Consider the following 23,712-nt stretch of genomic DNA (forward strand, 5'->3'; position numbering starts at 1 on the left):
AATGTATAAAGTTTTACTCTGTACTAGCATCGTGACTAAAGCCCTGTCTTGTCACCAAGCCCTATTTTTCGCCCTGATATTGATCTTCTACGTAGTTACCTGAGGTGTAGTCACTAATAACCCCTTTCCAAAACTTAACAGCATGCTCGTCTGGTTTATCTACGATGATCTTTGTATTGATTCGCACAACAATTGATGTGAGCGCATCTTGTCTAAATTTATTATCTCTTTGATGATAGAACAAATAATAAATATCAAACATTCACTGAAGAAGATATAGCCTTACGATAATGATTGGCGTCTTGGTTTTGCCCTTTAAATACTACGTAATTCTCTACATGCGCAACTAAGTCAAAACCGGCCTTGGATAAAATTTTATTCGAACCGACATTACCTACTAGCGCATAGGCATCAACATATTTAAGGGAGGATTGCTCGGCCAAGTAGATAAGTAACTTCCTCACCGCGTTAGACGCAATACCTTTAGAACCAAATGCGTGCCCCACTCGATAACCTAGTTCTCCACTTTCAGCGTTCTGGTCGATATCACGAACGTTGATTCGCCCACATATAGTGCCATTAGCGTCTTTGACCAACATAGGAATCATCTCGCCATTATCGTATTCAGTTAGAAAGCTCATGACTTGCTCGGCAGCACCCGCATTGGAATAGAAACGGTCTTCCCGTGCTGGAACAAATTGCTCAAACCACTCTCTATTTTCGACTTCAAACTCCAATAAAGCACTGACATCGCTTGGGTGAAGTAAGTGTAAAAATACATCCATAATCAATACTCTATCGCTTATCTAACAAGCCATTTTAAACACTGATACTAAAATCACAATCGAACCTAAGAGATTATGCCGTGAGAGTTCAGGTGAGTTGGAATGATGAGAGTTAATACTGAATCAAAGATTATAAGGATTAACTTATCAAAACAGTCCAACTAAAATAACCGAAAACAACACACCACCGAAAAAACTCGGTGCGTGAAATGACTGGACTTTAGCTTTCATACTCTCTCTAGCTATTTCTTCTTGGTAAGTCTTAACGGCAAGTTCTTTTACGTAATTATTTTGCATAATAAGCTCCTTTTAAATGGCTAAGAGAAGCTTAAGACTTGAAGTTAGGTTGAGGTAAAGCAAAAAATCAGATTAATTGAACACTTTTTTTGTTACTCGAGGATTACCTTGAACACATCGTTATTTACACCGCCAACATCCACTAATCCTCCCGGTTTCATAAGGAGCGTGGTATTCAATTGCCGTGTTGAACGTGGCTCTTTCGTTTCTCTAATCACTAACATATTAATCAAGAACTCAGAGTCTTGCTTTGATATTGAGCCTGAAAAAGTCACGCTTTCAACTCTATCTGCAAGTATAGAATTAAATGTTTTGTCTTCTAACACACCCGCGGAGATCGATTTATCGCCATAAAAAAGTGTGATGGTTGTTGGGTCAGGTGCCAACTCTTGCTTGGATGAACACCCCATAATAGCTAGGCACAACATTAAAATAACTCTAAATTGCATAAACTGAATTTCTTACGTTAAGCATCTGTTTTTCATATTAAAACACTTCAACTCTATAAACACCATATCTCTGGGATAAGCTTAGTTGTATTACTTCGAGTAACTTGTGTTAAGAGGCTTAATGAAGGGGATATTTCTTGGAATGGGGCCACTAATCAGAGAATCGGCTCTGGTTCCTTGTTAGGAACTAGAGCCTGAATTTAAATGCTTTTATCGAAGGGGTTCAATGGATCTAAGCGAGGACGTCTTGTGGAGGTGTACCTTCACAGTTAGAAACGACTGCATCTATTTGCACTAAAGCATTCATAGGAATCTTTGAAACCCCTACCACTGTTCTTGCCGGTAAGTCAGCATTAAAGAACGTAGTGTAGATCTCGTCTACCACATCAATATCTGAAACATCTTTAAGCTGAATATTAATTTTCACCGTATCGTCCATCCTATGGTCAACACTTTCAATGATCGCCTTAATATTCTTAAGGCATTGTTCAACTTGCTCTTTTATGCCACCTGAAACTATTTCATTGGTTTTCGGATCTAGTGGTAGTTGACCAGAAATATGATTGTAGTGAGAGAAAGCAACGGTGTGAGAATAAGGCATGAATGGCGCATCAACTGTATTATTAGCTTCAATAACCAGTAAGCAAGTGTCTTCTGGCAGTTGTGGCGGTGTGCCATCGCCATGTGAAACGGATGTATCAATTTGAATTAAAGCGCCCATTGGTAATTCTGCTGCATTAACAACGGTACGAGCAGGAACATAGCTTGGGAAGAATTTAGCACAAACTTCATTTACCACTTCCGTATCTGCGATATTTTTTACGTATATAGTCGTTTTAACCACATCACTCATGACATGACCGATGCTTTCTAGAATCGCTTTAATGTTTGATAGACATTGTGACGTTTGCGCTTCGATACCACCATCAACCAACTCACCTGTATTTACATCGATAGGCAATTGAGCCGAAAGGTTGTTGTAGTGAGAAAAAGCCGCTGTCTGCGTCGATACAGCACTCTGAGGTGCATTATCTGTATTTCTTGATACCTTAACTAGTGCGCAAGGTGCTTGTGGTTTAGTGCCTTCACCGTTTGAAATCAAAGCATCCATTTGAACTAGTGCATCGCTGTTTTGCAGTGCAGTTACACCGACAACGGTACGTGTAGGCATGCTGTTGTTAAAGAAGCTTTTGTAAACTTCATCGATAGCATCGATATCAGAAATATTCTTAACGAAAACATTAACCTTCACTACATCATCCATAACATGGTCGATGCTTTCAACAATGGCTTTAATATTATTTAAGCATTGTGCTGCTTGGTCTTTAATATCACCAATCACAACTTCACCTGTTTTAGGGTCAACAGGTAATTGAGCTGAAAAGTTATTATAATGAGAAAAAGCGACCGTTTGTGTAGATACAGAATTTGTTGGTGCGTTTTCAGTATTTCTTGAAATTTTAATGATATCGCTACTCATAGGAATTATCCTTTAAATAATATAGGAATACGTATTTATAGTGAACAATCGTATTAGAAAGAATGATTAAAGTAGCGCCATGTTAAGTGAATTATTAGAGGGTAAACGTGATATCCATCAGACTCTCAGTTGACTATAAATCAGCAAGTTACAGAATAATTAGTCATCAAACGACTAATTATCCATGATAAGGGGCTTTATCGAGTGCTAGATTATCTTTATTTTCTAATCATTCAATAATCATGAATACAATCTCAGAAAGAACGAGGGATATTTTTCGCAATTTAGATTATATTTGATAAGTTGTTCACACTAATAGTCCTAAAATGCTCTTATCAGATTAATTATCACGCTAACTATCTTATATACGTGCATAAACTCTTAGGCTAGTTAACTAATTATTTACAGGGCTACTGTTATGTAAATACATTAATAATATATTCGATAATCCAATACCAACAAGATGACAATATCCATAATTAGATACATTTACTCATATAATTAAACAAATGTGAGACTCAGGGGAAATACATGAGAAAAGTGGTTGTGAACCAAGTAGTAACGCTTTCTAGAAAGAAAAACTACACCGCTCTTGGCGTGGTATTGAAGTGACGCTTAAATTCACGGCTGAATTGGGATGGGCTCGAATAACCGACTCGACGTGCAGCATCGCTGATACGAAGGCCTTCTAGCTGAATCAGTTCTTTGGCTTTGTTGAGTCTTACCTTTTTCAAATATTGAAGTGGTGACTCAAAGGTGACATTACGAAAAGCATTATGGAAGGCAGACACACTCATGTTGGCTTCGTCGGCAAGCGATTGAACAGTGATGGTTTGGTCATACTCTTCATGCACTTTAGACAGCGCTTTAGCGACACGTGCGTAATGGCCGTCATGATGAGCTAAGTCAAACAGCACACGCCCTTCTGTACCGGTTAATGCGCGGTAGACAATTTCCGTCACCATGGCATCACCCAATATGTTGGCTTCGATGTCGCAATGCAGCATTTTGACCAACCGAGTAAAGCTCTCTAGCATCTGCTCTTCCATTGGCGTCGATTCTAAGCCACTCGAATTCTGTTTGTGCTTGTTGCAGTAGCTCTCTAGGAAGCCTTGGTCTTCGAGCTTTTTGACTAAGCTATGCAAGCGCTGAGAGTCGATACTGATCGACAAACCAAGCAATGGCTCACCATTAACAGGCAAGGCTTCGCACTCCAATGGCATTGGCACACCGACAACTAGATAGTCGCCCGCAGCATATGTGACAGGCCTGTCACCAATATAGATGTTCTTTTTACCTTGTCCGAGCATGATAATACCTGATTGGTAAGTGAAGGGTTGACGCAGATTCCCGACACTGCTCCTGTACAGCCATACACCGCCAATTTCAGTTTCTCTGATTCCTTCAAGATCATCCCAACCTTTGTGTTCTACATAAGACTGTAATAAATGCGCGAGTGTTTTCATAAGTGGCGACTTTCCATTCCAAGTGCTAAGAATATGTAAACTAGAGTAGATTAGAATATCAATTTTGTAGAAATAGGCAATTTATTTGGAGAATCAGCTCTTCATTACCCTGATTTACTGTACTAATATGCAAATATAGAAATTGAGCAATGAACCAAAATAATAAATTCAGCTTTACACAAGGAACTTAGAATGCAATTCACTTATGTTAATCCTACTGTTATCCACTTCGGTCAAGGCCAAATCAACGCTATCAGCCAAGCGGTTGATACTTCAAAGAAAGTACTTGTCATCTACGGTGGCGGTTCAATCAAAAGCAACGGCGTTTACGATCAAGTAGTCGCTTCACTTAAAGATCACGCTTGGATTGAGTTCTCTGGCGTTGAAGCGAACCCAACAAAAGAAACATTAGACAAAGCAGTCAATCTTGCTAAAGAAGAAAACGTAGAGTTCATTATCGCTGTTGGTGGTGGTTCAGTAATCGACGGTTCTAAATACGTTGCTGCAGCGGCTAAATACGACGGCGACGGTTGGGACATCTTAGCGGGTAAACACCAGGTAACAGAAGCGACACCAATTGGCGCAGTACTTACGCTTCCTGCGACAGGTTCTGAATCTAACATGGGTGCGGTAATCACTCGTAAAGAGACACAAGAAAAACTGGCCTTCATGAACCCTGCTGTTCAACCTAAGTTTGCGGTTATGGACCCAGATGTAATGAAGTCTCTTCCAGAACGCCAACTGATTAACGGTTTGGTTGATGCTTGGGTACACGTATGTGAGCAGTACATCACAATGCCAACAAACGCGATGGTTCAAGATGGTTACGCAGAAACACTGCTGAAAAACCTACTTGTGCTTGGCAAGCAATATGACGAGCGTGACAACGACGCATGGCGTGCAAACCTAATGTGGACAGCAAACCAAGCGCTCAATGGCTTAATTGGTACAGGTGTTCCTCAAGATTGGGCAACGCACATGATTGGTCATGAGTTCACAGCACTATGGCACGTCGACCACGCTCGCTCTCTTGCGATCGTTCAACCTTCATTACTTCGCAACCAAATCGAAGCGAAGCGCGGCAAGCTAGAGCAAATGGGTCGTAACGTATTTGGCCTAGAAGCAGGAGCTGATCTAGCAGAACGCACTATCGATGCAATCGAAGCGTTCTACCACAGCCTAGATGTACCAACTCAGTTCGATGGCTATGAAACAAATAAAACAGCAGCAGTCGATAAAGTTGTCGCTCAACTTGAATCTCACGGTTACCTAGAGCTGGGCGAGAACAAAGCGATCACGCCAGCAAAAACACGTGAAATCTTAGAGTCTGCAATTCAATAAGAATTGCTAAAACTATAAGAAAGATAGGGTAAACGATAAATCAAAGCTGATGCGGTCAGTGTGATAAATCACAAAACATGATTTGTGCCGTCACACTGAACTAATTTCTTTATTATCTCGTACATCAAAAAACAGTGCTCAATTTGGGCGCTGTTTTTTTGTTTGCCCTACATGATGTTATTAAATTCTCATAAGCTCTTAATTTTATGTGCAATCACATTTCTATATTGTTAAGGTAAACCTGTCTCTTTACTAGGTATGAACAACGATTTGAACAATCTCAAGGAAATGGTTAAGTTTAAGTCACTTAACAAGTGGTATGGTGGTTTTCATGCCCTAAAGGATATCGATTTAAAGATTGAGCAGGGAGAAATAGTGGTGATTTGCGGACCGTCTGGTTCGGGTAAATCAACCTTGATCCGCTGTATCAATCAGCTAGAACCCTTCGAGAGTGGCGAGCTTTCCGTGCTAGAACAAGCGCTCCCGTGTAATTTCAACACTCCTGGCCAGGTTGGAATGGTGTTTCAGCACTTCCATTTATTCCCCCATCTTACTGTGCTTGAAAACCTGACTCTGTCTCCGATTCGTACGCTCAAGAAAAGCAAAGAAGCAGCAGAGAAAACGGCGATGCATTATCTCGAATGTGTACACATTGCAGAGCAAGCGAATAAGTACCCAGCTCAGCTTTCTGGTGGCCAACAACAACGTGTTGCGATTGCTCGCTCTCTTTGTATGAAGCCTGAACTTCTATTGTTTGATGAACCAACATCTGCGCTTGATCCGGAAATGATCAATGAAGTGCTTGATGTGATGGTTGAGCTTGCCAGTGAAGGGATTACCATGGTGTGTGTGACACATGAAATGGGCTTTGCAAAGCGTGTTGCCGACCGTGTCATATTTATGGATGAAGGACAAATCGTGGAATCCAATACACCACAATGCCTGTTCGAGAATCCTCAACACGAGCGTACTCAAGCGTTCCTAAATCAGATTCTGACTTACTGATGCTGCTTAAAATAGTGAAGCCTGCCCTATCTGCGTTAGTACAAATTGTTGTACTCGCGGCAGCTGTTATCTGGATCCTCGATTCTGGCGCACAAGCCATGGGATACAGCTGGCAGTGGGAACGCGTGCCCGACTACATTGCCTTTTATGAAGACGGCGAATGGTGGCCTGCAGAATTGATGGAGGGGCTACTCGTTACCATCAATATCTCTTTGATTTCTTTGGTCGCTACGCTAGTTATTGGTTTAACTACAGCTTTGCTACGAAATTCAAATTCCGTAGTTGGACGCACTTTAGCCACCAGTTATGTCGAGTTGATTCGCAATACCCCACTATTGGTACAAATTTATTTGCTCTATTTTGTGTTTGGCCCCGTATTAGGGCTGGATCGTTTTAGCACAGCCGTTTTAGCCTTAGCACTTTTCCAAGGTGCATATACCGCTGAGATATTTAGGGCTGGTCTGAACGGTATTGCAAAAGGACAATTTGAAGCCGCTCAATCTTTGGGCTTATCAAAGACCTATACTTATTGGGATGTGATTCTTCCTCAGGTAATTCAACGCACCTTGCCACCTTTGACAAATGAAGTCATATCTCTTATTAAAAATTCTTCGATTGTGAGTGTCATGGCAATTTTCGACCTAACAACCGAAGCCAGAAACATCGTTTCTGAAACCGCGATGCCATTTGAGATTTGGTTCTCTGTGGCGATCATCTATCTTGCTCTTACACTTTCACTTTCTGCCGTTGCAGCTTGGCTTGAGCATAAGCTCGGAGCTAACTGGCGAACACAATAAGGATTTATCAGCATGAAGCTATTTAAAACCGCAATTACAGCTCTACTTGCGCTTGCCGTAAGTTTGCCTGCACTTGCTTCTGAAACGCCAAACCTAGATAAAATCAACGAACGTGGCTCTCTACGTGTTGGTATGTCGACTTTTGTACCTTGGGCAATGCGTAACAAACAGGGCGACCTTGTTGGCTTTGAAATCGATGTGGCAAAACGCCTCGCTGAAGATTCAGGCTGGAAAGTTGAGTTCGTACCGACGGCGTGGGATGGGATTATTCCTTCTCTACTGTCGAACAAGTTTGACGTGATCATCGGTGGTTTATCGATCACTGAAGCACGCTCTAAGAGTGTGCTGTTTACTGAACCTTACTCTCATTCAGGTGTTCAATTAGCAGCAAACAAGGAACTAGCTGAAGGCTTTACACAGATCTCTGATTTCGATTCTCGTCGTGTGAAAATTGCAGCACGTCGCGGCGCATTCACGGTTCAAGTGGCTCGTGAAACTTTCCCGAAAGCGAAAGTACTTCAGTTCGATGACGATGCTCAAGCGTTCCAAGAAGTGCTAAACGGCAATGCACACGCGGTTATCGCATCTAGCCCGAAACCTGAGCACGAAACAATCAAAAACGCAGACACTCTATTCATCCCATTTGAAGAACGCATATCAAAAGGTAATGAAGCATTTGCTGTGCGCCTAGGTGAAACAGACAAAACTGAGTTCTTCAACGCGTGGATCAAAGCACGTACTGAAGACGGTTGGTTGAAAGACCGTTACGAGTACTGGTTCTCTACTCTAGATTGGCAAGATCAGATTGCTCAAGGTCAGTAATATGAAACTGAGCTCATTTTTTAATATGAGCTAATCTGTCGAATCTAAATAAAGGCAGTGCGCTGTTTGCACTGCCTTCTCATCGAAAACTTAAGTAGCCTTTTTAAGTAGCTTTATTTGATTCGTTTTAGATCCAAGCAACAACCCAATAATAATTAATGTTTAAACAGGAATGACGTGAGTAGTACTAGCGCATTATCAACGCCCAAGCCCAACCTTCACACGAAGCCTTGGTATCAACGCCTCAATCTATTAGATGGAGTGTTGTTTGCCATCATTTGTGCGTTCGCAGGTTGGCTTTATTATCGTTCTTCTGTCGGTATCAACTATCAGTGGCGATGGGAAGACGCGTTCACATTAATTTTTATTCCACCTTCTCAAGGCAGTATTCCTTACTTCTTCCAAGGCTTGGTCGCAACATTGCGTTTGAGCTTGTGGAGCATGGTGTTAGCGCTCTCTTTCGGTACCTTGTTAGGGATAGCAAGACACTCTAAGATCGCTTTCTTCAAAACACCTGCGTTGATTTTCATTCAATTGGTTCGAAATATTCCGCCATTGGTATTTGTGTTTATCTTTTACTTCTTTGTCTCTAACCAGCTGATCCCTCTACTTGGTTTAGAAAGCATTTTACGTGAACACAATGGAGAAATTAACGCTGTTCAAGATTTCCTATTTGGGCCCGCAAACCTTTGGGAAAACTTAGCCTCTGGTGTTATCTGTATTGGCCTGCTCTCTTCAGCTTATATCGCTGAAGTGATTCGAGCTGGTTTAGAAAGCATTCCTAAAGGGCAATGGGAAGCGGCTGATTCACTCGGGTTGTCGGCATTCTCTAAATATCGATTTGTAGTTGGCCCTCAGGTATTAACGGCGATTACGCCACCTTTGGCAGGTCAGGCAATTTCGCTAGTAAAAGACACCTCAATTGTGTCACTGATTTCTATTCAAGAGATGACGTTTGTTGGCACCGAAATGGCGAACTCTTCCGGTTTGATCTTCGAGATCTGGCTGATTGTAGGCGCGGTTTACTTCGCACTATGTTTCACGCTTTCACGTATTTTCAAAGTCATCGAACAACGTTCGAGTGTTTACCTTAACCGTTAAAATTAATGTTTATTTTCGCGTGAATTCGAGCGTCAGATCGATGGCCAACATCAACACCTAATTGATAATATTCATCAACTTAACCTGATTGGTTTAACTCATTGACCAATCAGGATTAATTCGCTAAAAACTATCTATCGAAACACAGCAAACCCCTCATTTAAACACTATACTTTCAGTACCCAATTTCATTGATTCTTCTCAAGGACTTCACTCAGCATGGACAATCATAAACAAAGAGCTTTTTGCGCCGTTGTGGGCGCATTGGTTGGAGACGCTGCTTCAATGGGGCTGCATTGGCTGTATGACCAAGAGAGGATCTTACAGGTAGCTGGCTTTGAGCCAGAATTTCGTTCGCCAAACCAGTTCGATTATCAAGACAAAGGATATTTCGCGCACCAAGGAAAAACCGCAGGCGATCAATCGCAATACGGTGCTCAGTTATTGGCGATGGTCGACAGCCTAGTCGACAATCAACAGTACAATGAAGCGAGTTACATTAAACACTTCCGCTTCTGGTTTGATTTTGGTGGCAGCTGGCAAGGCTACATTGATAAAGCCACTCGTATGAGCTTGCTGAACATACATCAATTAGAGCTAGCTGATGCCCCAATCACTGCTTGTGGCTCAGATGACACCCAGCTACCTGCTGTTTCAAAGCTAATTCCTTTGGTGGCGTGTACTTACACTTCTCACACTTTACCAGCGATGGTCGATAGCGCAGTGCGAGTCACCAACAATAACGATAAAGCGGTAGAGTGGGCACAAGCCATCACCCTACTGATTCAAGCTGCGATACAAGGTAATTCACCACTACAATCGGTAGAAATGGTAAGACAAACCTGCAGCAAGTTTATACACGATCAAATCGATGAAGCACTGGCTGAACCTGAGCTTTCAATAACAGATGCCGCGAAGAAGTTTGGACTGCATTGTGAACTGAGTGCCGCGTTCCCACTGCTGATTCGCATCATTGCGGGTGCTCAGAATTATAAACAAGGCATTCGCGACAACATCTTATGTGGCGGTGACAGTTGCGGGCGTGCAATTGTGATTGGCGCGGTATTAGCGGCGTGTTTCTACGAAGAAGATGGCGCGATTCCAACTGAGTGGCTTAGTAAGGTAAACCTTAATGGCGGTGTATTGTCTCTGCCGATTGAATAACATTTTTCGTTCAAGAATCAATGACTATGGCAATAACGTAAAGGTGCCATAGTCATCTAATCAACGAATCATCCAGTCAGCTAGCCTTCAAAATCACTGACTTCCCATTTATTGCTCACTTCGTTCGTCAACAATTCCTGAAAAGGTTCAACATCTTTCTGTTCCCACAAGTCAACTTGCACATTGAAAAAACGGTCTTTCTGTTGAGTCGCATAAACAAACAGTGGAGAGACCGTTACAGCGTTCTCCTTAATGGTATGCTCAATACCTAAGTCAACGCTAAGAAATGATTTACCACCATTGACAGCAAGGCCACGACGCATATTGCATCGGAACTGCGTTAAGATGTAATTTCCCGGTTTGATACCATCAAACAGTGCGTATTTAGCGTCTTCATATACAAACATACGTAGGGTTTGTGGTTCAGAACCAACCAAGTTCCCATCAATTTTTTCTTTTAAATCAAATACGAAGGTTTCACATGGGTATGTCGAGTCGTGCTTAGAGATAATCGTTGCAATAGCGAGTGCACCATTTCCCTGTGGTTCTGACAATGTATCTGTAGCTGTATTTGGAAGTGTTTTACAACCAGTAATCCCGATAGCCAATGCAGCAATTAAAAAACGTTTCATATAAAGCCTTTATTATTATCAATGAAATCATGCGCAGACACTATCATTAAAAACAAAGACTCCAACCACAAATTTATAAAAGAGTGATATTGTTAACATTGTTTTATTTATCAATAACTAACATAAAAACTCTCCACTTTGATTTACCCAATAGAGTCACTTTCAAGGAAGATCTCTTCAAGTTGTTCATTGTTAACTAAGAGGCGTTTGTTGATACACCTCCCATGTCTATGAATGCATTTTTATGCCAGTCGTTTAAATGTTATCCGTTTAAAGAATATCTATTTACGCCACATATAGACAAACTGGTCGTTTTGCGAGGTGATTTCAAAGCCAAACCTCAAGTACAACTCCCCAACTCGATTACCTTGTAAATAACACAACGCCACAGGCTTATTGAGTTTGGCTGCTTGAGCTAAGCAATCCGTTAAAACTTGGCTACCAATGCCCTTTCCATGATACTCAGGTAACAAAAAGAATCGGCAAAAATAGAAGTGATCGTCTTTGTCTTGAAGTAACACACTGCCAATCGCTTTGCCTTGATGTTCAATGATCTCGGGCCGTTCTTCAGCCCACTCTTCGGCGTGTATATCTCGTTGAACTTGCTCATCCCAACCAAATACAGCCTTGATTGGCTCAAACTCCGCGGCTTTTTTTAGATCGAACAGAAATTCATAATCTGATGACTGAGCGGGTCTTATCGAATACTTCAAAATATCTCCATATAAATCCTATTCCCGCCAACTAATCGTCTGACTAAGCCCTACAATACATGGTGTACTCTTGATGCCCTGTGTGCTCATCGGCTTGTTCACTTACGATCTTAAAACCTTGAGAAAGGTAGAACTCAATGGTCGCTTGATTCTCTTTGTACACATTCAATAACAAGTTCGGACATTCAAGCTTGGCATGTTGCATGAGCTGTTTCCCGATGCCACTCCCTTGATGCTCAGGGCGGACAAAGATCGCCGCTAGTATCCCTTCGTAAAGTGAATAGAAGCCGCGAACCTGACCATTGACTTGATACACATAGCTCTGTGATGCAGGAATATATAGGTCGCGCATATTAGCCACTTGCGACTCCCAAAACTCAGGAGTCACAAAGTCATGGGCTTTTATCGAGGCGGTTAACCAAAGATTTAAAACGGCTTCAATATCGGCTGGGTTGTACTCTCTAATCATCTTAATTCTCAGGCAATTAATATTGTTTAAACTGCGAACCAATATGCCAAGAAGCGACGTAAATTCATTGAAGATTTACGACAATGTCCCAGTCAGAATTATTGAACGGTAATGATAGACCAATACCATTGGCCGCTATTGTTTCTTAACGTATTTCGCCGTAACGAGCATTTCACCGCCACCATCCAGCTTGCAATCTAACTGATGATCTTTGCCTTCACTAATTCGTCTGATTACCGCTTTAGTGCCTATTTTCAGTACAGAAGAACTGCCTTTAATTTTTAGATCTTTAATGAAGGTAACTTTATCGCCAGTGTCTAATACAACACCATTCACGTCCTTTACACGCGCGGCTTCTCTTTCTAAACGCTCTTCTTCTGGGTTCCACTCATAGGCACACTCAGGGCAGATTAGGTTGTTTTGGTCTGGGTAGACATATTCAGATTGGCATTGCGGACAAGGAGGTAAAGACATACGTTAATACTTCATTTAAATAGAATTTGTCCCCATTTTAATGACTCTTGTCAGGCTTAGCGAGCACAAATCGAACCAATTTTCGGCAGCGTAATTTAACGTAGAAAAGAACAGCACCTAAAACGAACAAACACAGCCGTTAAGCTGTGTTTGTTTAAAGACTGGAGAACCGGAACGGATTAACGCTCTACTTTTGGTGAGTAGATCGAATACGCGGTGATTTGCCCTGCCACAATCGCGGAGAACATAAACAGCGCCGATAAACCAATACTCGGGATCGGCAAGATAGACTGCTCGAACACCGATTGGCTGGCACTCACCAGCACGCGGCTACCCGGAACCAAAATGATAATGCCTTGCACGATGTAAATAGACCCCGTGAGCTCCATTTTTTTAGCAATCCAAGTCCCGTATAAAGTGATAAGAACTGTGGTTACCCAAGTACCGACAACCCAACCACTATCAAAACCTAGATAGAACGGGCCCCACATACCAAGAACCGCAACTGGTAAGCCAAGCAAGATGTCTTTAGGGCGCGCATTGAACATCACACCGATAGATACAGAGATCAGCACCAAGCCAGATATATGCATCCACATTGGTACCGCATTGGTATAGTCGATGGAGACCGCTTGTCCCCATATCGCTTCACCAATATTGAGCCCCATGATTATCCCAACAAACAGCTTTATCAGTGTTAAGGCACTCTGCCCTAATAAACTGGTACCCGAGACGAGATCGTTAAACGCCAAACATTCTAATGCGTTAGCTATCGATAATCCGGGGACGAACAAGACGATCGAGGCGATACACAACGCCCACACCGGAATCGGCAACCCTGTACTTGCCAGAAACGCCACAAAGATACCCGTTAGCAGTGCCGAGATGAATTCAACCGCGATAGCGCGACGTGAATGAAGAAATTGCTGACAGACCCAAACCATCAAACCCAATAACGCAGAAAAGCCAACCGCTTCCAACGTACTGCCCACCAGCATCAAATACGCAGGCGGAATACCCATATTGGCAAGTGCCGTCACAAACTTAGAGTACCCGACAGGCTCTGGTACAGGCTCACTGCTCGGTTGGTTAATACGAATGATGGTATTTGCCAACAAACTCAGGTTAATTGACGCAGGCTTTAGACGCTTAAGAATAACGGCGTTGTTATCGTCTGGAAATTGATAGTTAATCGCAGTTGGCGTAGCTTGGATCATCACATCCACACCATGCTTTTTTGCATAGAATTGGGTGTATTTCTCTAGCTTGTAAGGAGCACAACCACTGCGGTGAAGAGTGTCACCAATTTCAACAATTTTGTTAATTCGGAACTGAGAAGGCATGGGTATTTTAGGGGAGACAAAATGTGCGGCAAATGTACCAAACGATAGACGGAATGACGAGGCTTTTGCGTGAATTATCAACTGAACTCGTTACTTTTTTCGTCAAAGACTTAGAAGCATCGATAACTCTACTTATTTGTAATTAGTTTAATGAATATAACGCATCGTTCGAAAGTTAAAACTATGCATCCACACTGTTATTAAAATACTCGAAAATTCGGTTTAGAATCAATTTGTGTTAACACACGTAACCTCGAACTTTGCTCTTACTTTGGACCTATTTGGGATATAAATGGCCACCAATGTAACTTTATCGAATCGAATGAAACGCTTCCCTATTACAAATAATGGTTATCTAGATAACGGTTATTTGAGAGCCTCCTGCTTAACGAGAGTTTAGTCACATTTTATTCACTCTCAAAACGCCAGATATGATTGAAAAACTAGCGGAGTGGTGGTTATGCGAGCACTTAGAATAAAAATGAAAGAAAAAGGTTTCGTTTTCAGTTAGATGTGGCATTATCAAACTCGTTAAGACGATGTGCGTACATCGTATAATGGCTATTACCTCAGCCTTCCAAGCTGATGATGCGGGTTCGATTCCCGCTGTACGCTCCAGTCTTCTTGATGCCTCAGTCTTACTCTTAAGACAGTGTGCGTGCATCGTATAATGGCTATTACCTCAGCCTTCCAAGCTGATGATGCGGGTTCGATTCCCGCTGCACGCTCCAACTTCTGTTTAGTTTCAAATTCTCTTTATTTACAGTACCCCTTTAGATCCACCATCTCCTCTTAGCTTCAAAACCTAAAACAATTAAAACTACGCACTTCACTGTGTGATTTTTTGTATTAAAAAAGAGCAATACCAAATGATATTACTCTTTGAATATTCTTAATTTAATTGATTACCTCAATCAAGCTTTCCTTCATCTAAAGCAGACGCGACCCAGACAAGCGGCGCATTCCAGTTGATGGTTATCTCGTTCAACGTCCAAGCTCCAATATTATCGCTGTAACACGTTTGTCCAACACACTTGCCTTTCATCACAGCGGCAATAGGATCACTAAAACTTACCGAATTTGGGCCTCCAATTAACGCACCCGGCGCTGGTTTTGGTGAACTTTCATCAGCAGCGTAAGCCCAGAATCGATGATGAGGATTCTCAGCAGGTTTCGTTCCATAACCAGTAACATAAGAGATATTCATCGGGTTACCTCCGAGGATATAATCCATCGCACTAGCCGCCGCTTTGATGTATCGAACATCATTAGAAAAATCGTGAGCGTAAATCAAAAAAATACTTCGGTTTACAAGGTTGGAGTTTGAGCCCCAGGAATACTCTTCGACTGTATAAGGGATGTTGTAGCCTTCATTGGCAACTTGCTTAGTATAAGATTCTGCCGTTTTAATGATGTTCTTACGTGCTTGTTCAATAACTTGGTTGTCCAATGAGTTAGGTACCACGGCTAAACTCACGGTGCCCGCAGGCGCTATATACTGCCAATACATGTCACCATCGGCATTGATATTACCTTTAGGCACTTCAAGATAGTGTCGCGAATCAACCAATACCTCTTTATAAGCCTCATCATTGGTTGTGATAAAGAGCTCGGCCGCAGCCCAGTATCGCTCATCACTCAATTCGATATCATCATACGGCCCTGACCCCGTGAAGTTGTCGTAAGCATAGATATCTTGATGTTGATTTGCGGCGTTCCACGCTTTGGTCGCTGAATCCAAACATAACTGCGAGAAATCACTGTCGATATCTTTCCAAATACGTGCACACTGAGCACCAATGGCGGCCAAATTCAATGAGGCCGCAGTCGTCGGATAACCAACATAGCGTTTCTGAGTATCTTTGTGTGGCGGTAATGGCATGCCTGTCCAAGACTCATCCGCGATCTTGTGAAAAGCCAACCCTCTCGCGTTAATTTCGGTAAGTTTGAGGTTTTTACTCGCAGACTGATTACCAACAGGAACGGCGATAGGCGTGTCAGAATCAACTTGCATCGCTAACATGAACTCTATGTTCCAGCGAGCTTCAGACAACAACGGGTTAACGCCATTGGTTGCTTCAGGGATTTTTACTTTGCTCTCTGAAAAAGGAAGTGATTTGTTTTCTAGGAACTGACTTCGCTCGTATAAGTTCAGAAGTGTCCATGTTGAGATGCCACTGTTCACCGTGTATTTACCATGATCGCCTGCATCGTACCAACCACCTGTTGCATCAATAGTCAGGTCGCAGCCAGGCCATTTATTTCCCCAACTATCAACTTTATCAAAACATGTTGCAGTATCGGACATGTGGCCACCGGGCCTCGCAAGATCCTCACGTTGAACGAACTCTGGCTTTATTTCAATGCCGCTGCGATTTTGATAGAAGTAAGACAAAGCATCGAGCTTCAACTTACTATAAACATCATTTCGAATATCGAATGGATAGCTGACATCGTCATCGACCTTGACCGTTAAACCTTTCATCGTGTCTGTATATTTTGAAAGGTTAACTCGGTGAATGTGCTCGCCCGACGCTTTATTCAAACCGAATACTTCTGTTTTACCGAGATCAAGGCTGATCCCTGATTGAGAGACTAATGTCCATTTCAAAGGTTTCGTCGAGGTATTTTCAACAAAGACATATTTATCGGATTTCGGTAAGAAACCTACTTGATTGGCTCGAATAGGCATCTTAGTCGCCACTTTGACAAATGGTTTACCTACGACAGAAACATTGTCTACACAGATGATACCTTCCTTCTGAGCGCCCAGCTGAAACTGGAACTCTGTATCGGCATCACTATCAAGCTCTTGTAAAAAATCAAACGTATAGTTTTGCTTGTCTTCGGATACACCGACTTCGGTTAGAAAATAGTGCGTATAGGGAGGCCCTTCATGTTGAATCAAGGCTTTCATCTCAGTATCAATATTCGCATATGCATCGAACGATACCTGATATTTCTGACCTTGCTCTAAACCAATACCACTGTGGCCTAAAATGACATCCCAAGAATTCTTTCCTGGTTTTTTTATATCAATACACGCTTCATTACTTTCTGTAACTATGTTGGCGCCAGCATTCCACCAACCATCCATATTGCCTTTAAAGTGACTATTTCTAATCTGCTCTTCTGCGTGAATAGCTCCAGAAGATAAAATCATGATAATCGCGAGAGATAACGTTCCTTTTTGCATCATTATTCCTTAGAGATGTTTCATATATCCAAAGAAACTAGCGAAATAGATTCAATAATAGAGCGTTAACATTCGCAAAAAATGGACTCGTAAAAATAAATATTATGATTTCTTGTGATGTTTAACACTAAGGAACAAGCTCATGAATCAATTGCATGGATAGCCAAAACAATATTGTGCTAGTGCTTCTCAATTAAACTCAGATTTCATAAAAGTGCGGGTTTAATAATCTTGGTCAATATCCAAAAAAGCAGTTGTGTTAATGTGCGCGCATTAGCAACAACCAAAAATAATTAAAAATGTTTAAAAACAATGCGTTAACAATAAACATAGAAGCAATCAATATCGCACTGTCAAAAGTCGAAAATGCGAACAAAATTCAGCTTAATACGTTGAAAGGTTATGTGAGCAGCGAACCAGAACAGGCCGTGCTTGCGTTTCGTTCTTTGAATGAAGTGGAATCGATCGACGACAAGCTTAAGAAGATCATGTCAGAGCTACCACACCTCAGTGGTGAAGCACACCACTTACTGGAAACATCGATCCTATTACAGTAGTGGCCAAGAAAGATAAGTCTCAACTAGCGTGATGAGCTAAGACTTATCTTTTAGCTTTCTGTTTTAGTACTTTTCTAGCAGCTATTTCTAGCTCTATTAGATAATGCCTAAAGCGTTATCGACTTCGCCATGCCCGCTTCCGCATGTCCTGGAATATTGCAGGCAAATTCGACTTGATTATCACCGTGGAAATGCCACAGCATCTGCTTCGCTTTACCCGGCTCAACTGTAACTGTGCTACCCGAATCATGGGCGTGATTCCCCATATTTTTCATCATTTCACGATGCTCCAATTGCTCTGAAGCAGAGCCAATCGAGAATTCGTGATCAATCTTGCCGGTATTCATCACAACAAACTGCACTACGTCATTTGGCTCTATATCGACCTTGTTTTTAAATGTGATTTTCATATCATCACTTAGCAGCACATGAACCACTTTATCGGGCTTCGCGCCTTTAGCTGGCATCCCAACTTCTGACATACCTTCCATGTCCATCATTCCATCCATATTCATCATCTTTGAATGGTCCATCTTTCCACTCGTCATCATACTGTGATCCATTTTTGAATGATCCATTTCTCCGCTCTTCATCATCGAATGATCCATACCTGATTGATCCATATTTGATTGGTCACCAGCTGAATGGTCCATTGCAGCAAACGCGGTTGCTGTAGTCAGTGTTAGAGCTATAGCAATTAGTGTCTTTTTCATGATCGTTCCTTAGATTAATTCAGTTATTTATTTGTTTGTCTCGCTTTGGCTGTGCGTAATCTCACGCTGTTTCCAGAGCTTAAAGATTGCAGGCAACACCAGTAGGGTAAGCAACAGCGCAGAAGCCATTCCGCCTATCATCGGCGCGGCAATTCGTTGCATCACTTCCGAACCAGTACCCTCGCCATACATAATTGGAATGAGACCAATGATCACCGTAAGAACCGTCATCATCACAGGGCGCACACGCAGTCCTGCGCCTTCTCTAATGGCATCGGTTAGATCAGCTTGTTGAAGCGTTTGTTGGTTTTGTTCTGCATCGAGCTTTTTGTAGTGCCACGCTTGGTTGAGATAAACCAACATGATCACGCCTATCTCGACCGCAACGCCTGCAAGTGCAATAAAGCCAACACCCACCGCAATCGAGAAGTTGTAATTTAGGAAATGCATCAACCACAGTCCGCCCACCATAGCCAAAGGAAGTGTTGCCATGATCATCATCACTTCACCGACACGGCGGAAGCTTAGGTAGAGCAACAACATGATGATGGCGATGGTGATTGGCACAACGACACTCAAACGCTCCTTCGCGCGCTCCATGTATTCGTATTGACCAGACCAAGCGAGCGAGTAACCCGCAGGTAATACAACTTGTTCGGCAACGACTTGCTGCGCCTCTGCCACGTAAGAGCCAAGGTCACGCCCTTCGATGTCAACGAATACCCAACCATTAGGACGTGCGTTCTCCGTTTTAATCATCGGAGGGCCATCTTCATAACGAATATCTGCTACGTCCGATAGAGCGATGCGAGCTCCATTTGGTGTTACTAACGGTAAGTTCTGCAGCTTGACGACAGAATCACGATAGCTTTGTGGATAGCGGACATTGATTGGGTAACGCTCTAACCCCTCAACAGTTTCACCCACATTCATTCCACCAACCGCCGTCGAGATAACCTGTTGCACTTCTTTAATGCTCAAACCATATCGCGCAGCAGAACGGCGTTTGATGTCTATCGTGACATAACGACCACCCGCAACACGCTCTGCGTATACAGAGGCCGTGCCATTGACACCATTCAAGATAGGTTCAAGTTGAGAGCCAATATCCTCAATCACGCTCAGATCTGGGCCTGCGATTTTGATACCAATTGGCGTTTTAATACCGGTCGCTAACATGTCGATACGCGTTTTGATTGGCATGACCCAAGCGTTGGTCAAACCGGGGAATTGAATCAGATCATCAAACTCTTTACGCAACGACTCCGTAGTGACACCGTCACGCCACTCATCTCGCGGTTTAAGCTGAATCACGGTTTCAATCATGGTTAACGGTGCAGGATCGGTTGCCGTCTCTGCTCGACCAATTTTGCCCCATGTGGTTTCGACTTCTGGAATGGTTTTGATGAGCTTGTTGGTTTGTTGCAACAACTCACGAGCCTTACCTATTGAGATACCCGGATACGTGGTTGGCATGTACATCAAATCCCCTTCGTCCAAAGGAGGAATGAACTCACTACCAAGCTTGCTGGTTGGGTAATAGGCAGACGCCATTAAGCCAAGTGCGATAACAATCATCACCTTTGGATATTTTAGGCTGAGGTTTAGAAGCGGCTTGTACATCGCCACTAGACTGCGGTTGACTGGATTCTTGTTTTCAGGTAACACGTTGCCACGAATAAAGTAGCCCATTAACACAGGCACAAGCGTGATAGCCAAACCGGCTGCGGCGGCCATCGCATACGTCTTGGTAAATGCAAGTGGTGAGAACATCTTGCCCTCTTGGCCTTCTAACGCGAACACAGGCACAAAACTCAAGGTAATGATGATGAGCGAGAAGAACAGTGGCGCACCAACTTCTTCTGCCGCTTTGCCAATTACCTGCCAACGGTTTTTGTCAGTGAGCGGAGTCCGTTCAATGTGTTTATGAACGTTCTCGATCATTACTATGGCACCATCTACCATGGCGCCAATCGCAATCGCAATCCCTCCAAGAGACATGATATTGGCGTTAATACCCTGCCAATGCATCACAATGAATGCACCCAATATACCGACAGGCAGACTTAGAGCGATAACCAACGACGAACGGATATGGAACAGAAACAGCGCACACACGATCGCAACCACGATGAACTCTTCAGCCAGCTTCTTCCATAGGTTTTCAACGGCTGAATCAATCAAAGTTGAACGGTCATAAGTCGCGACAATCTCGACACCATCAGGTAAGCCCGCTTGCAGTTCAGCGAGTTTGGATTTAACCGAGGCGATCACTTCACTGGCATTTTCACCAAAGCGCATCACGATAACGCCGCCAACCGCTTCGCCCTCACCATTGAGTTCAGAGATACCACGACGCATTTGCGGGCCAAGGTTAATGTCAGCAATGTCACCTAATAGCAGCGGAGTACCTTTGTCGGTCACTTTTAACGGCAAAGATTGAATGTCTTCGATACTTGTGAGGTAGCCGGTTGTACGAACCATGTGCTCGGCTTCCGCAATCTCGACAACAGACGCTCCTGTTTCTTGATTACCATCTTGGATTGCCTTGTTGACTTGCTGAAGCGTCAGGTCATATGCACGTAACTTGGCAGGATCAATCTGTACTTGGTACTGCTTCACCATGCCGCCAACGGTCGCAACTTCAGACACACCTTCTACGGTTTGCAACTCATACTTCAAGAACCAATCTTGCAAACTGCGAAGTTCTGCTAAGTCGTGCTTACCGGTTTTGTCTTGCAGTACATAGCTGTAAACCCAGCCTACACCAGTTGCATCTGGTCCTAGTGTTGGCTTCGCACTCGATGGCAAGTTAGGTGCAACTTGGCTTAAGTACTCCAACACTCGTGAACGCGCCCAGTACATATCGGTATCGTCATTGAAGATGATATAGACATAGGAATCACCAAAGAACGAGTAGCCACGAACCGTTTCTGCACCCGGAACGGCTAACATCGCCGTTGTGAGCGGATAAGTCACCTGATCTTCGACTACTTGAGGCGCTTGCCCCGGATAGCTGGTTTTGATGATCACCTGGACATCAGAAAGATCTGGGATAGCATCGACGGGCGTATTTTTAACGCTGTATAAGCCACCAAATACGATGGCGACCGTGGCAACCAGAACCAAGAATCGGTTACTGATGGACCAACGAATGATTGCATTGATCATAGTTCGCCCTCACCCGTGCTATTCGTCGGTTCAAGAGATTTGAGCACATAATCAGAACCTTGCTTCGCCACTAGAAACCGAATGCTTTGACCCTCGGTAAACTCGGATAAATCAAGGTCATCACTTACTTGGAAGTTCATTTCACCCGCCTTCCAATTCCAGTCAGGCACTGGCTTGTGATTTACGGTGATCATGCCAAAATCTGCCATCAACATAGTGATGTCACCTGTTACCCAAACTTCGCCAGCGATCTTGTGTTTGTTGACCTTGTAATCAACAACCTCGTACTGCCCTGACTCTGTCTTTCTCATCTCAAAATCAATTGCCTTACCACGCTGCACGTCACTCATGTCCAAGCCTTCCGCAAAGGTGAAGTTCATCACCATGCCCGGCCAATCCCATTCTGGAACAGGCTGATGGTTAATCGTCACCATGCGACTGCCTTGCATAACATCGGAAACTTCACCGTTTGCCCATACAGTTTCAGCATCTTCCTCAACACCATTGATGCGCGACAGATCAGCTGATTGGCTAGATTCAGAATCCAACATGAAGTGCGCAGAAGTCACGATATGTTCACCTTGTTCAAGCCCTTGCAACACCTCGATCTTCTCGTCAGCTTCACGCCCGACTTCAATGCGTGCTGAACGGTATTTGCCCTCACCTTCGGACAACACTACTCGTGTCATACCACCAGAATGAATTACCGACGATCTTGGGATAGTAAGAACAGATTCATCACTGATTGGCTTCAACGCAATATTGGCGAACATGTTCGGTTTTAGCTCGCCATTAGGATTGGAGAACTTCAAACGAACGCGCAAGGTTCGAGTTTTTGGGTCAAGGATTGGGTAAACGTAATCGACATTACCTAACCACTCTTTGCCGGGAATCGCATCTAGAGTCATCACCGCATTGCTGCCTGATGAGATCCAGTGAGCTTGGCGCTCAAACACTTCGGCATCAACCCATACTTCCCCTAGTGGGCCTGCACTGATCACCGCTTGTGCTGGTGAAAGGTAACCACCTTCTCGAATATTCAGACTTGCAATGACACCATCGGCTGGCGCTTTAATTTTAATGGTTTGCGAAGCTTTGCCTTGTCGCGTAATAGCGCGGATTTGCGTCTTATCAACACCCAAGGTAATCAAGCGTTCAGTCGAGCCCTTGATCAAACCTTTACGACCCGTTTTATAAGCACTGATCAACTCTTCTTGTGCTTTAACAAGCTCTGGAGAATAGAGTGTGAAAAGCACATCACCTTTGTTTACCTTCTCACCCACTGCGTTGATATAAAGCTTCTCAACCCAGCCAGCTGCTCTTACGTTGGTTTGCCACAATGTACTTTCATCAAACGCCACATAACCCACGGTTTCAATCCGAGGAGACAACGCTTCAAAGTTAACTGTTGCTGTTTTGACACCAAGATTATTTTCTACCGACGGGTCGATAAACACAGTTCCCGCCTTGTCTGGTCCCGCACTTGAGTCATCCGCATAAACAGGAATTAAATCCATCCCCATTGGTGACTGCCCCGGTTTGTCTCGCTGATAATTTGGGTCCATCGGAGCCACCCAGTACAGAGGCTCATCCTTGGTTTGTTTACTTACTTCGGCGTCTGTACTCGTTGCCATTGCTGACATGTTATGTGCTGACCCAACGACAAAGTGATTCACACCAAACCCCAATGCACCACCGACCAATAAAGCGATTGTTGCTACTTTTACTGTATTCATT

At 43.2% G+C, this 23,712-nt stretch carries 22 protein-coding genes and 2 tRNA genes; 9 read left to right on the forward strand and 15 right to left on the reverse strand.

The window, feature by feature from the left end:
* Positions 1-61 precede the first annotated feature (61 nt).
* From IQO02_RS22475 to IQO02_RS15750, 6 genes are all read right to left on the reverse strand, one after another.
* Positions 62-262: a hypothetical protein gene (locus IQO02_RS22475; protein ID WP_102337015.1), complete on the reverse strand. Its 201-nt coding sequence runs from the start codon at positions 260-262 to the stop codon at positions 62-64.
* Entirely contained in the window at positions 255-785 is a 531-nt protein-coding gene (locus IQO02_RS15730) for a GNAT family N-acetyltransferase (RefSeq protein WP_016768139.1), read from the reverse strand. The genes IQO02_RS22475 and IQO02_RS15730 overlap by 8 nt, the downstream gene beginning before the upstream one ends.
* Before the next feature lie 147 nt (positions 786-932).
* Positions 933-1,082 (reverse strand): hypothetical protein, encoded by a 150-nt coding sequence (locus IQO02_RS15735; RefSeq protein ID WP_010430259.1) that lies wholly within the window; start codon positions 1,080-1,082, stop codon positions 933-935.
* A 92-nt stretch (positions 1,083-1,174) separates the two neighbouring features.
* Positions 1,175-1,531, reverse strand: a complete 357-nt coding sequence (locus tag IQO02_RS15740) for a hypothetical protein (protein ID WP_010430262.1) — start codon at positions 1,529-1,531, stop codon at positions 1,175-1,177.
* A 232-nt stretch (positions 1,532-1,763) separates the two neighbouring features.
* Complete coding sequence (locus tag IQO02_RS15745; protein WP_016785330.1) at positions 1,764-3,011, reverse strand: RidA family protein; 1,248 nt, start codon at positions 3,009-3,011, stop codon at positions 1,764-1,766.
* Positions 3,012-3,592: 581 nt separating this feature from the next.
* Positions 3,593-4,477, reverse strand: a complete 885-nt coding sequence (locus IQO02_RS15750; RefSeq protein WP_010430267.1) for an AraC family transcriptional regulator — start codon at positions 4,475-4,477, stop codon at positions 3,593-3,595.
* 192 nt (positions 4,478-4,669) lie between these two features.
* On the opposite strand from IQO02_RS15750, the gene IQO02_RS15755 reads away from it, so the two are divergent.
* The 6 genes from IQO02_RS15755 to IQO02_RS15780 all read left to right on the forward strand — a co-directional run bounded on the left by IQO02_RS15755 (position 4,670) and on the right by IQO02_RS15780 (position 10,707).
* Positions 4,670-5,818 (forward strand): iron-containing alcohol dehydrogenase, encoded by a 1,149-nt coding sequence (locus IQO02_RS15755; RefSeq protein WP_010430270.1) that lies wholly within the window; start codon positions 4,670-4,672, stop codon positions 5,816-5,818.
* 258 nt (positions 5,819-6,076) lie between these two features.
* A complete protein-coding gene (locus tag IQO02_RS15760) occupies positions 6,077-6,823 on the forward strand; it encodes an amino acid ABC transporter ATP-binding protein (RefSeq protein WP_016788612.1) in 747 nt (248 codons plus the stop codon).
* Positions 6,823-7,620, forward strand: a complete 798-nt coding sequence (locus IQO02_RS15765) for an amino acid ABC transporter permease (protein WP_010430277.1) — start codon at positions 6,823-6,825, stop codon at positions 7,618-7,620. The genes IQO02_RS15760 and IQO02_RS15765 overlap by 1 nt, the downstream gene beginning before the upstream one ends.
* A 12-nt stretch (positions 7,621-7,632) precedes the next feature.
* On the forward strand, positions 7,633-8,442 hold the full coding sequence (locus tag IQO02_RS15770) for a transporter substrate-binding domain-containing protein (protein ID WP_171342228.1): 810 nt from the start codon (positions 7,633-7,635) through the stop codon (positions 8,440-8,442).
* A gap of 177 nt (positions 8,443-8,619) precedes the next feature.
* The gene (locus IQO02_RS15775; protein ID WP_016788613.1) at positions 8,620-9,543 is read left to right on the forward strand and encodes an amino acid ABC transporter permease; all 924 of its coding nucleotides are present in this window, start codon (positions 8,620-8,622) and stop codon (positions 9,541-9,543) included.
* Between the two features lie 219 nt (positions 9,544-9,762).
* Positions 9,763-10,707, forward strand: coding sequence for an ADP-ribosylglycohydrolase family protein (locus tag IQO02_RS15780; RefSeq protein ID WP_016789070.1), 945 nt, complete (start codon positions 9,763-9,765; stop codon positions 10,705-10,707).
* A gap of 80 nt (positions 10,708-10,787) precedes the next feature.
* Here the strand turns inward: IQO02_RS15780 and IQO02_RS15785 are convergent, their stop codons facing one another.
* From IQO02_RS15785 to IQO02_RS15805, 5 genes are all read right to left on the reverse strand, one after another.
* Positions 10,788-11,339: a hypothetical protein gene (locus IQO02_RS15785; protein WP_010430287.1), complete on the reverse strand. Its 552-nt coding sequence runs from the start codon at positions 11,337-11,339 to the stop codon at positions 10,788-10,790.
* Between the two features lie 281 nt (positions 11,340-11,620).
* The gene (locus IQO02_RS15790; RefSeq protein ID WP_010430290.1) at positions 11,621-12,052 is read right to left on the reverse strand and encodes a GNAT family N-acetyltransferase; all 432 of its coding nucleotides are present in this window, start codon (positions 12,050-12,052) and stop codon (positions 11,621-11,623) included.
* 43 nt (positions 12,053-12,095) lie between these two features.
* Positions 12,096-12,521 carry an N-acetyltransferase gene (locus IQO02_RS15795; RefSeq protein WP_010430294.1) on the reverse strand — a complete coding sequence of 142 codons (426 nt, stop codon included), beginning with the start codon at positions 12,519-12,521 and terminating at the stop codon, positions 12,096-12,098.
* A 135-nt stretch (positions 12,522-12,656) separates the two neighbouring features.
* A complete protein-coding gene (locus tag IQO02_RS15800; protein ID WP_010430297.1) occupies positions 12,657-12,995 on the reverse strand; it encodes a zinc ribbon domain-containing protein YjdM in 339 nt (112 codons plus the stop codon).
* Between the two features lie 179 nt (positions 12,996-13,174).
* Positions 13,175-14,338, reverse strand: a complete 1,164-nt coding sequence (locus tag IQO02_RS15805) for a threonine/serine exporter family protein (RefSeq protein ID WP_016788615.1) — start codon at positions 14,336-14,338, stop codon at positions 13,175-13,177.
* Positions 14,339-14,881: 543 nt separating this feature from the next.
* On the opposite strand from IQO02_RS15805, the gene IQO02_RS15810 reads away from it, so the two are divergent.
* Positions 14,882-14,956 (forward strand) — tRNA-Gly (locus IQO02_RS15810).
* Between the two features lie 38 nt (positions 14,957-14,994).
* Positions 14,995-15,069 (forward strand) — tRNA-Gly (locus IQO02_RS15815).
* Between the two features lie 179 nt (positions 15,070-15,248).
* Here the strand turns inward: IQO02_RS15815 and IQO02_RS15820 are convergent.
* Positions 15,249-17,534 carry a glycoside hydrolase family 9 protein gene (locus IQO02_RS15820; protein ID WP_016790294.1) on the reverse strand — a complete coding sequence of 762 codons (2,286 nt, stop codon included), beginning with the start codon at positions 17,532-17,534 and terminating at the stop codon, positions 15,249-15,251.
* 299 nt (positions 17,535-17,833) lie between these two features.
* On the opposite strand from IQO02_RS15820, the gene IQO02_RS15825 reads away from it, so the two are divergent.
* On the forward strand, positions 17,834-18,091 hold the full coding sequence (locus IQO02_RS15825) for a hypothetical protein (protein ID WP_010430319.1): 258 nt from the start codon (positions 17,834-17,836) through the stop codon (positions 18,089-18,091).
* A 107-nt stretch (positions 18,092-18,198) separates the two neighbouring features.
* On the opposite strand, the gene copI is transcribed toward IQO02_RS15825, so the two are convergent.
* The 3 genes from copI to IQO02_RS15840 are packed head-to-tail and all read right to left on the reverse strand — an operon-like array spanning position 18,199 to position 23,711.
* Entirely contained in the window at positions 18,199-18,804 is a 606-nt protein-coding gene (gene copI / locus IQO02_RS15830; protein ID WP_016790293.1) for a copper-resistant cuproprotein CopI, read from the reverse strand.
* Between the two features lie 27 nt (positions 18,805-18,831).
* Complete coding sequence (locus IQO02_RS15835) at positions 18,832-21,975, reverse strand: efflux RND transporter permease subunit (RefSeq protein ID WP_016790292.1); 3,144 nt, start codon at positions 21,973-21,975, stop codon at positions 18,832-18,834.
* Positions 21,972-23,711, reverse strand: a complete 1,740-nt coding sequence (locus IQO02_RS15840) for an efflux RND transporter periplasmic adaptor subunit (RefSeq protein WP_016790291.1) — start codon at positions 23,709-23,711, stop codon at positions 21,972-21,974. Before IQO02_RS15840 ends, IQO02_RS15835 begins: the two co-directional genes overlap by 4 nt.
* Between the last annotated feature and the right edge of the window lies 1 nt (position 23,712).

The organism is Vibrio sp. OPT24 (genome assembly GCF_015163545.1).
GTDB classification, from domain to species: Bacteria; Pseudomonadota; Gammaproteobacteria; order Enterobacterales; family Vibrionaceae; genus Vibrio; species Vibrio cyclitrophicus.

Excerpts from the sequence above, each read along its gene's own strand:
- IQO02_RS22475 (WP_102337015.1), bottom strand. The coding sequence starts at position 262 with ATGTTTGATATTTATTATTTGTTCTATCATCAAAGAGATAATAAATTT.
- IQO02_RS15730 (WP_016768139.1), bottom strand. The coding sequence starts at position 785 with ATGGATGTATTTTTACACTTACTTCACCCAAGCGATGTCAGTGCTTTA.
- IQO02_RS15735 (WP_010430259.1), bottom strand. The coding sequence starts at position 1,082 with ATGCAAAATAATTACGTAAAAGAACTTGCCGTTAAGACTTACCAAGAA.
- IQO02_RS15740 (WP_010430262.1), bottom strand. The coding sequence starts at position 1,531 with ATGCAATTTAGAGTTATTTTAATGTTGTGCCTAGCTATTATGGGGTGT.
- IQO02_RS15745 (WP_016785330.1), bottom strand. The coding sequence starts at position 3,011 with ATGAGTAGCGATATCATTAAAATTTCAAGAAATACTGAAAACGCACCA.
- IQO02_RS15750 (WP_010430267.1), bottom strand. The coding sequence starts at position 4,477 with ATGAAAACACTCGCGCATTTATTACAGTCTTATGTAGAACACAAAGGT.
- IQO02_RS15755 (WP_010430270.1), top strand. The coding sequence starts at position 4,670 with ATGCAATTCACTTATGTTAATCCTACTGTTATCCACTTCGGTCAAGGC.
- IQO02_RS15760 (WP_016788612.1), top strand. The coding sequence starts at position 6,077 with ATGAACAACGATTTGAACAATCTCAAGGAAATGGTTAAGTTTAAGTCA.
- IQO02_RS15765 (WP_010430277.1), top strand. The coding sequence starts at position 6,823 with ATGCTGCTTAAAATAGTGAAGCCTGCCCTATCTGCGTTAGTACAAATT.
- IQO02_RS15770 (WP_171342228.1), top strand. The coding sequence starts at position 7,633 with ATGAAGCTATTTAAAACCGCAATTACAGCTCTACTTGCGCTTGCCGTA.
- IQO02_RS15780 (WP_016789070.1), top strand. The coding sequence starts at position 9,763 with ATGGACAATCATAAACAAAGAGCTTTTTGCGCCGTTGTGGGCGCATTG.
- IQO02_RS15785 (WP_010430287.1), bottom strand. The coding sequence starts at position 11,339 with ATGAAACGTTTTTTAATTGCTGCATTGGCTATCGGGATTACTGGTTGT.
- IQO02_RS15795 (WP_010430294.1), bottom strand. The coding sequence starts at position 12,521 with ATGATTAGAGAGTACAACCCAGCCGATATTGAAGCCGTTTTAAATCTT.
- IQO02_RS15800 (WP_010430297.1), bottom strand. The coding sequence starts at position 12,995 with ATGTCTTTACCTCCTTGTCCGCAATGCCAATCTGAATATGTCTACCCA.
- IQO02_RS15805 (WP_016788615.1), bottom strand. The coding sequence starts at position 14,338 with ATGCCTTCTCAGTTCCGAATTAACAAAATTGTTGAAATTGGTGACACT.
- IQO02_RS15820 (WP_016790294.1), bottom strand. The coding sequence starts at position 17,534 with ATGCAAAAAGGAACGTTATCTCTCGCGATTATCATGATTTTATCTTCT.
- IQO02_RS15825 (WP_010430319.1), top strand. The coding sequence starts at position 17,834 with ATGTTTAAAAACAATGCGTTAACAATAAACATAGAAGCAATCAATATC.
- copI (WP_016790293.1), bottom strand. The coding sequence starts at position 18,804 with ATGAAAAAGACACTAATTGCTATAGCTCTAACACTGACTACAGCAACC.
- IQO02_RS15835 (WP_016790292.1), bottom strand. The coding sequence starts at position 21,975 with ATGATCAATGCAATCATTCGTTGGTCCATCAGTAACCGATTCTTGGTT.
- IQO02_RS15840 (WP_016790291.1), bottom strand. The coding sequence starts at position 23,711 with ATGAATACAGTAAAAGTAGCAACAATCGCTTTATTGGTCGGTGGTGCA.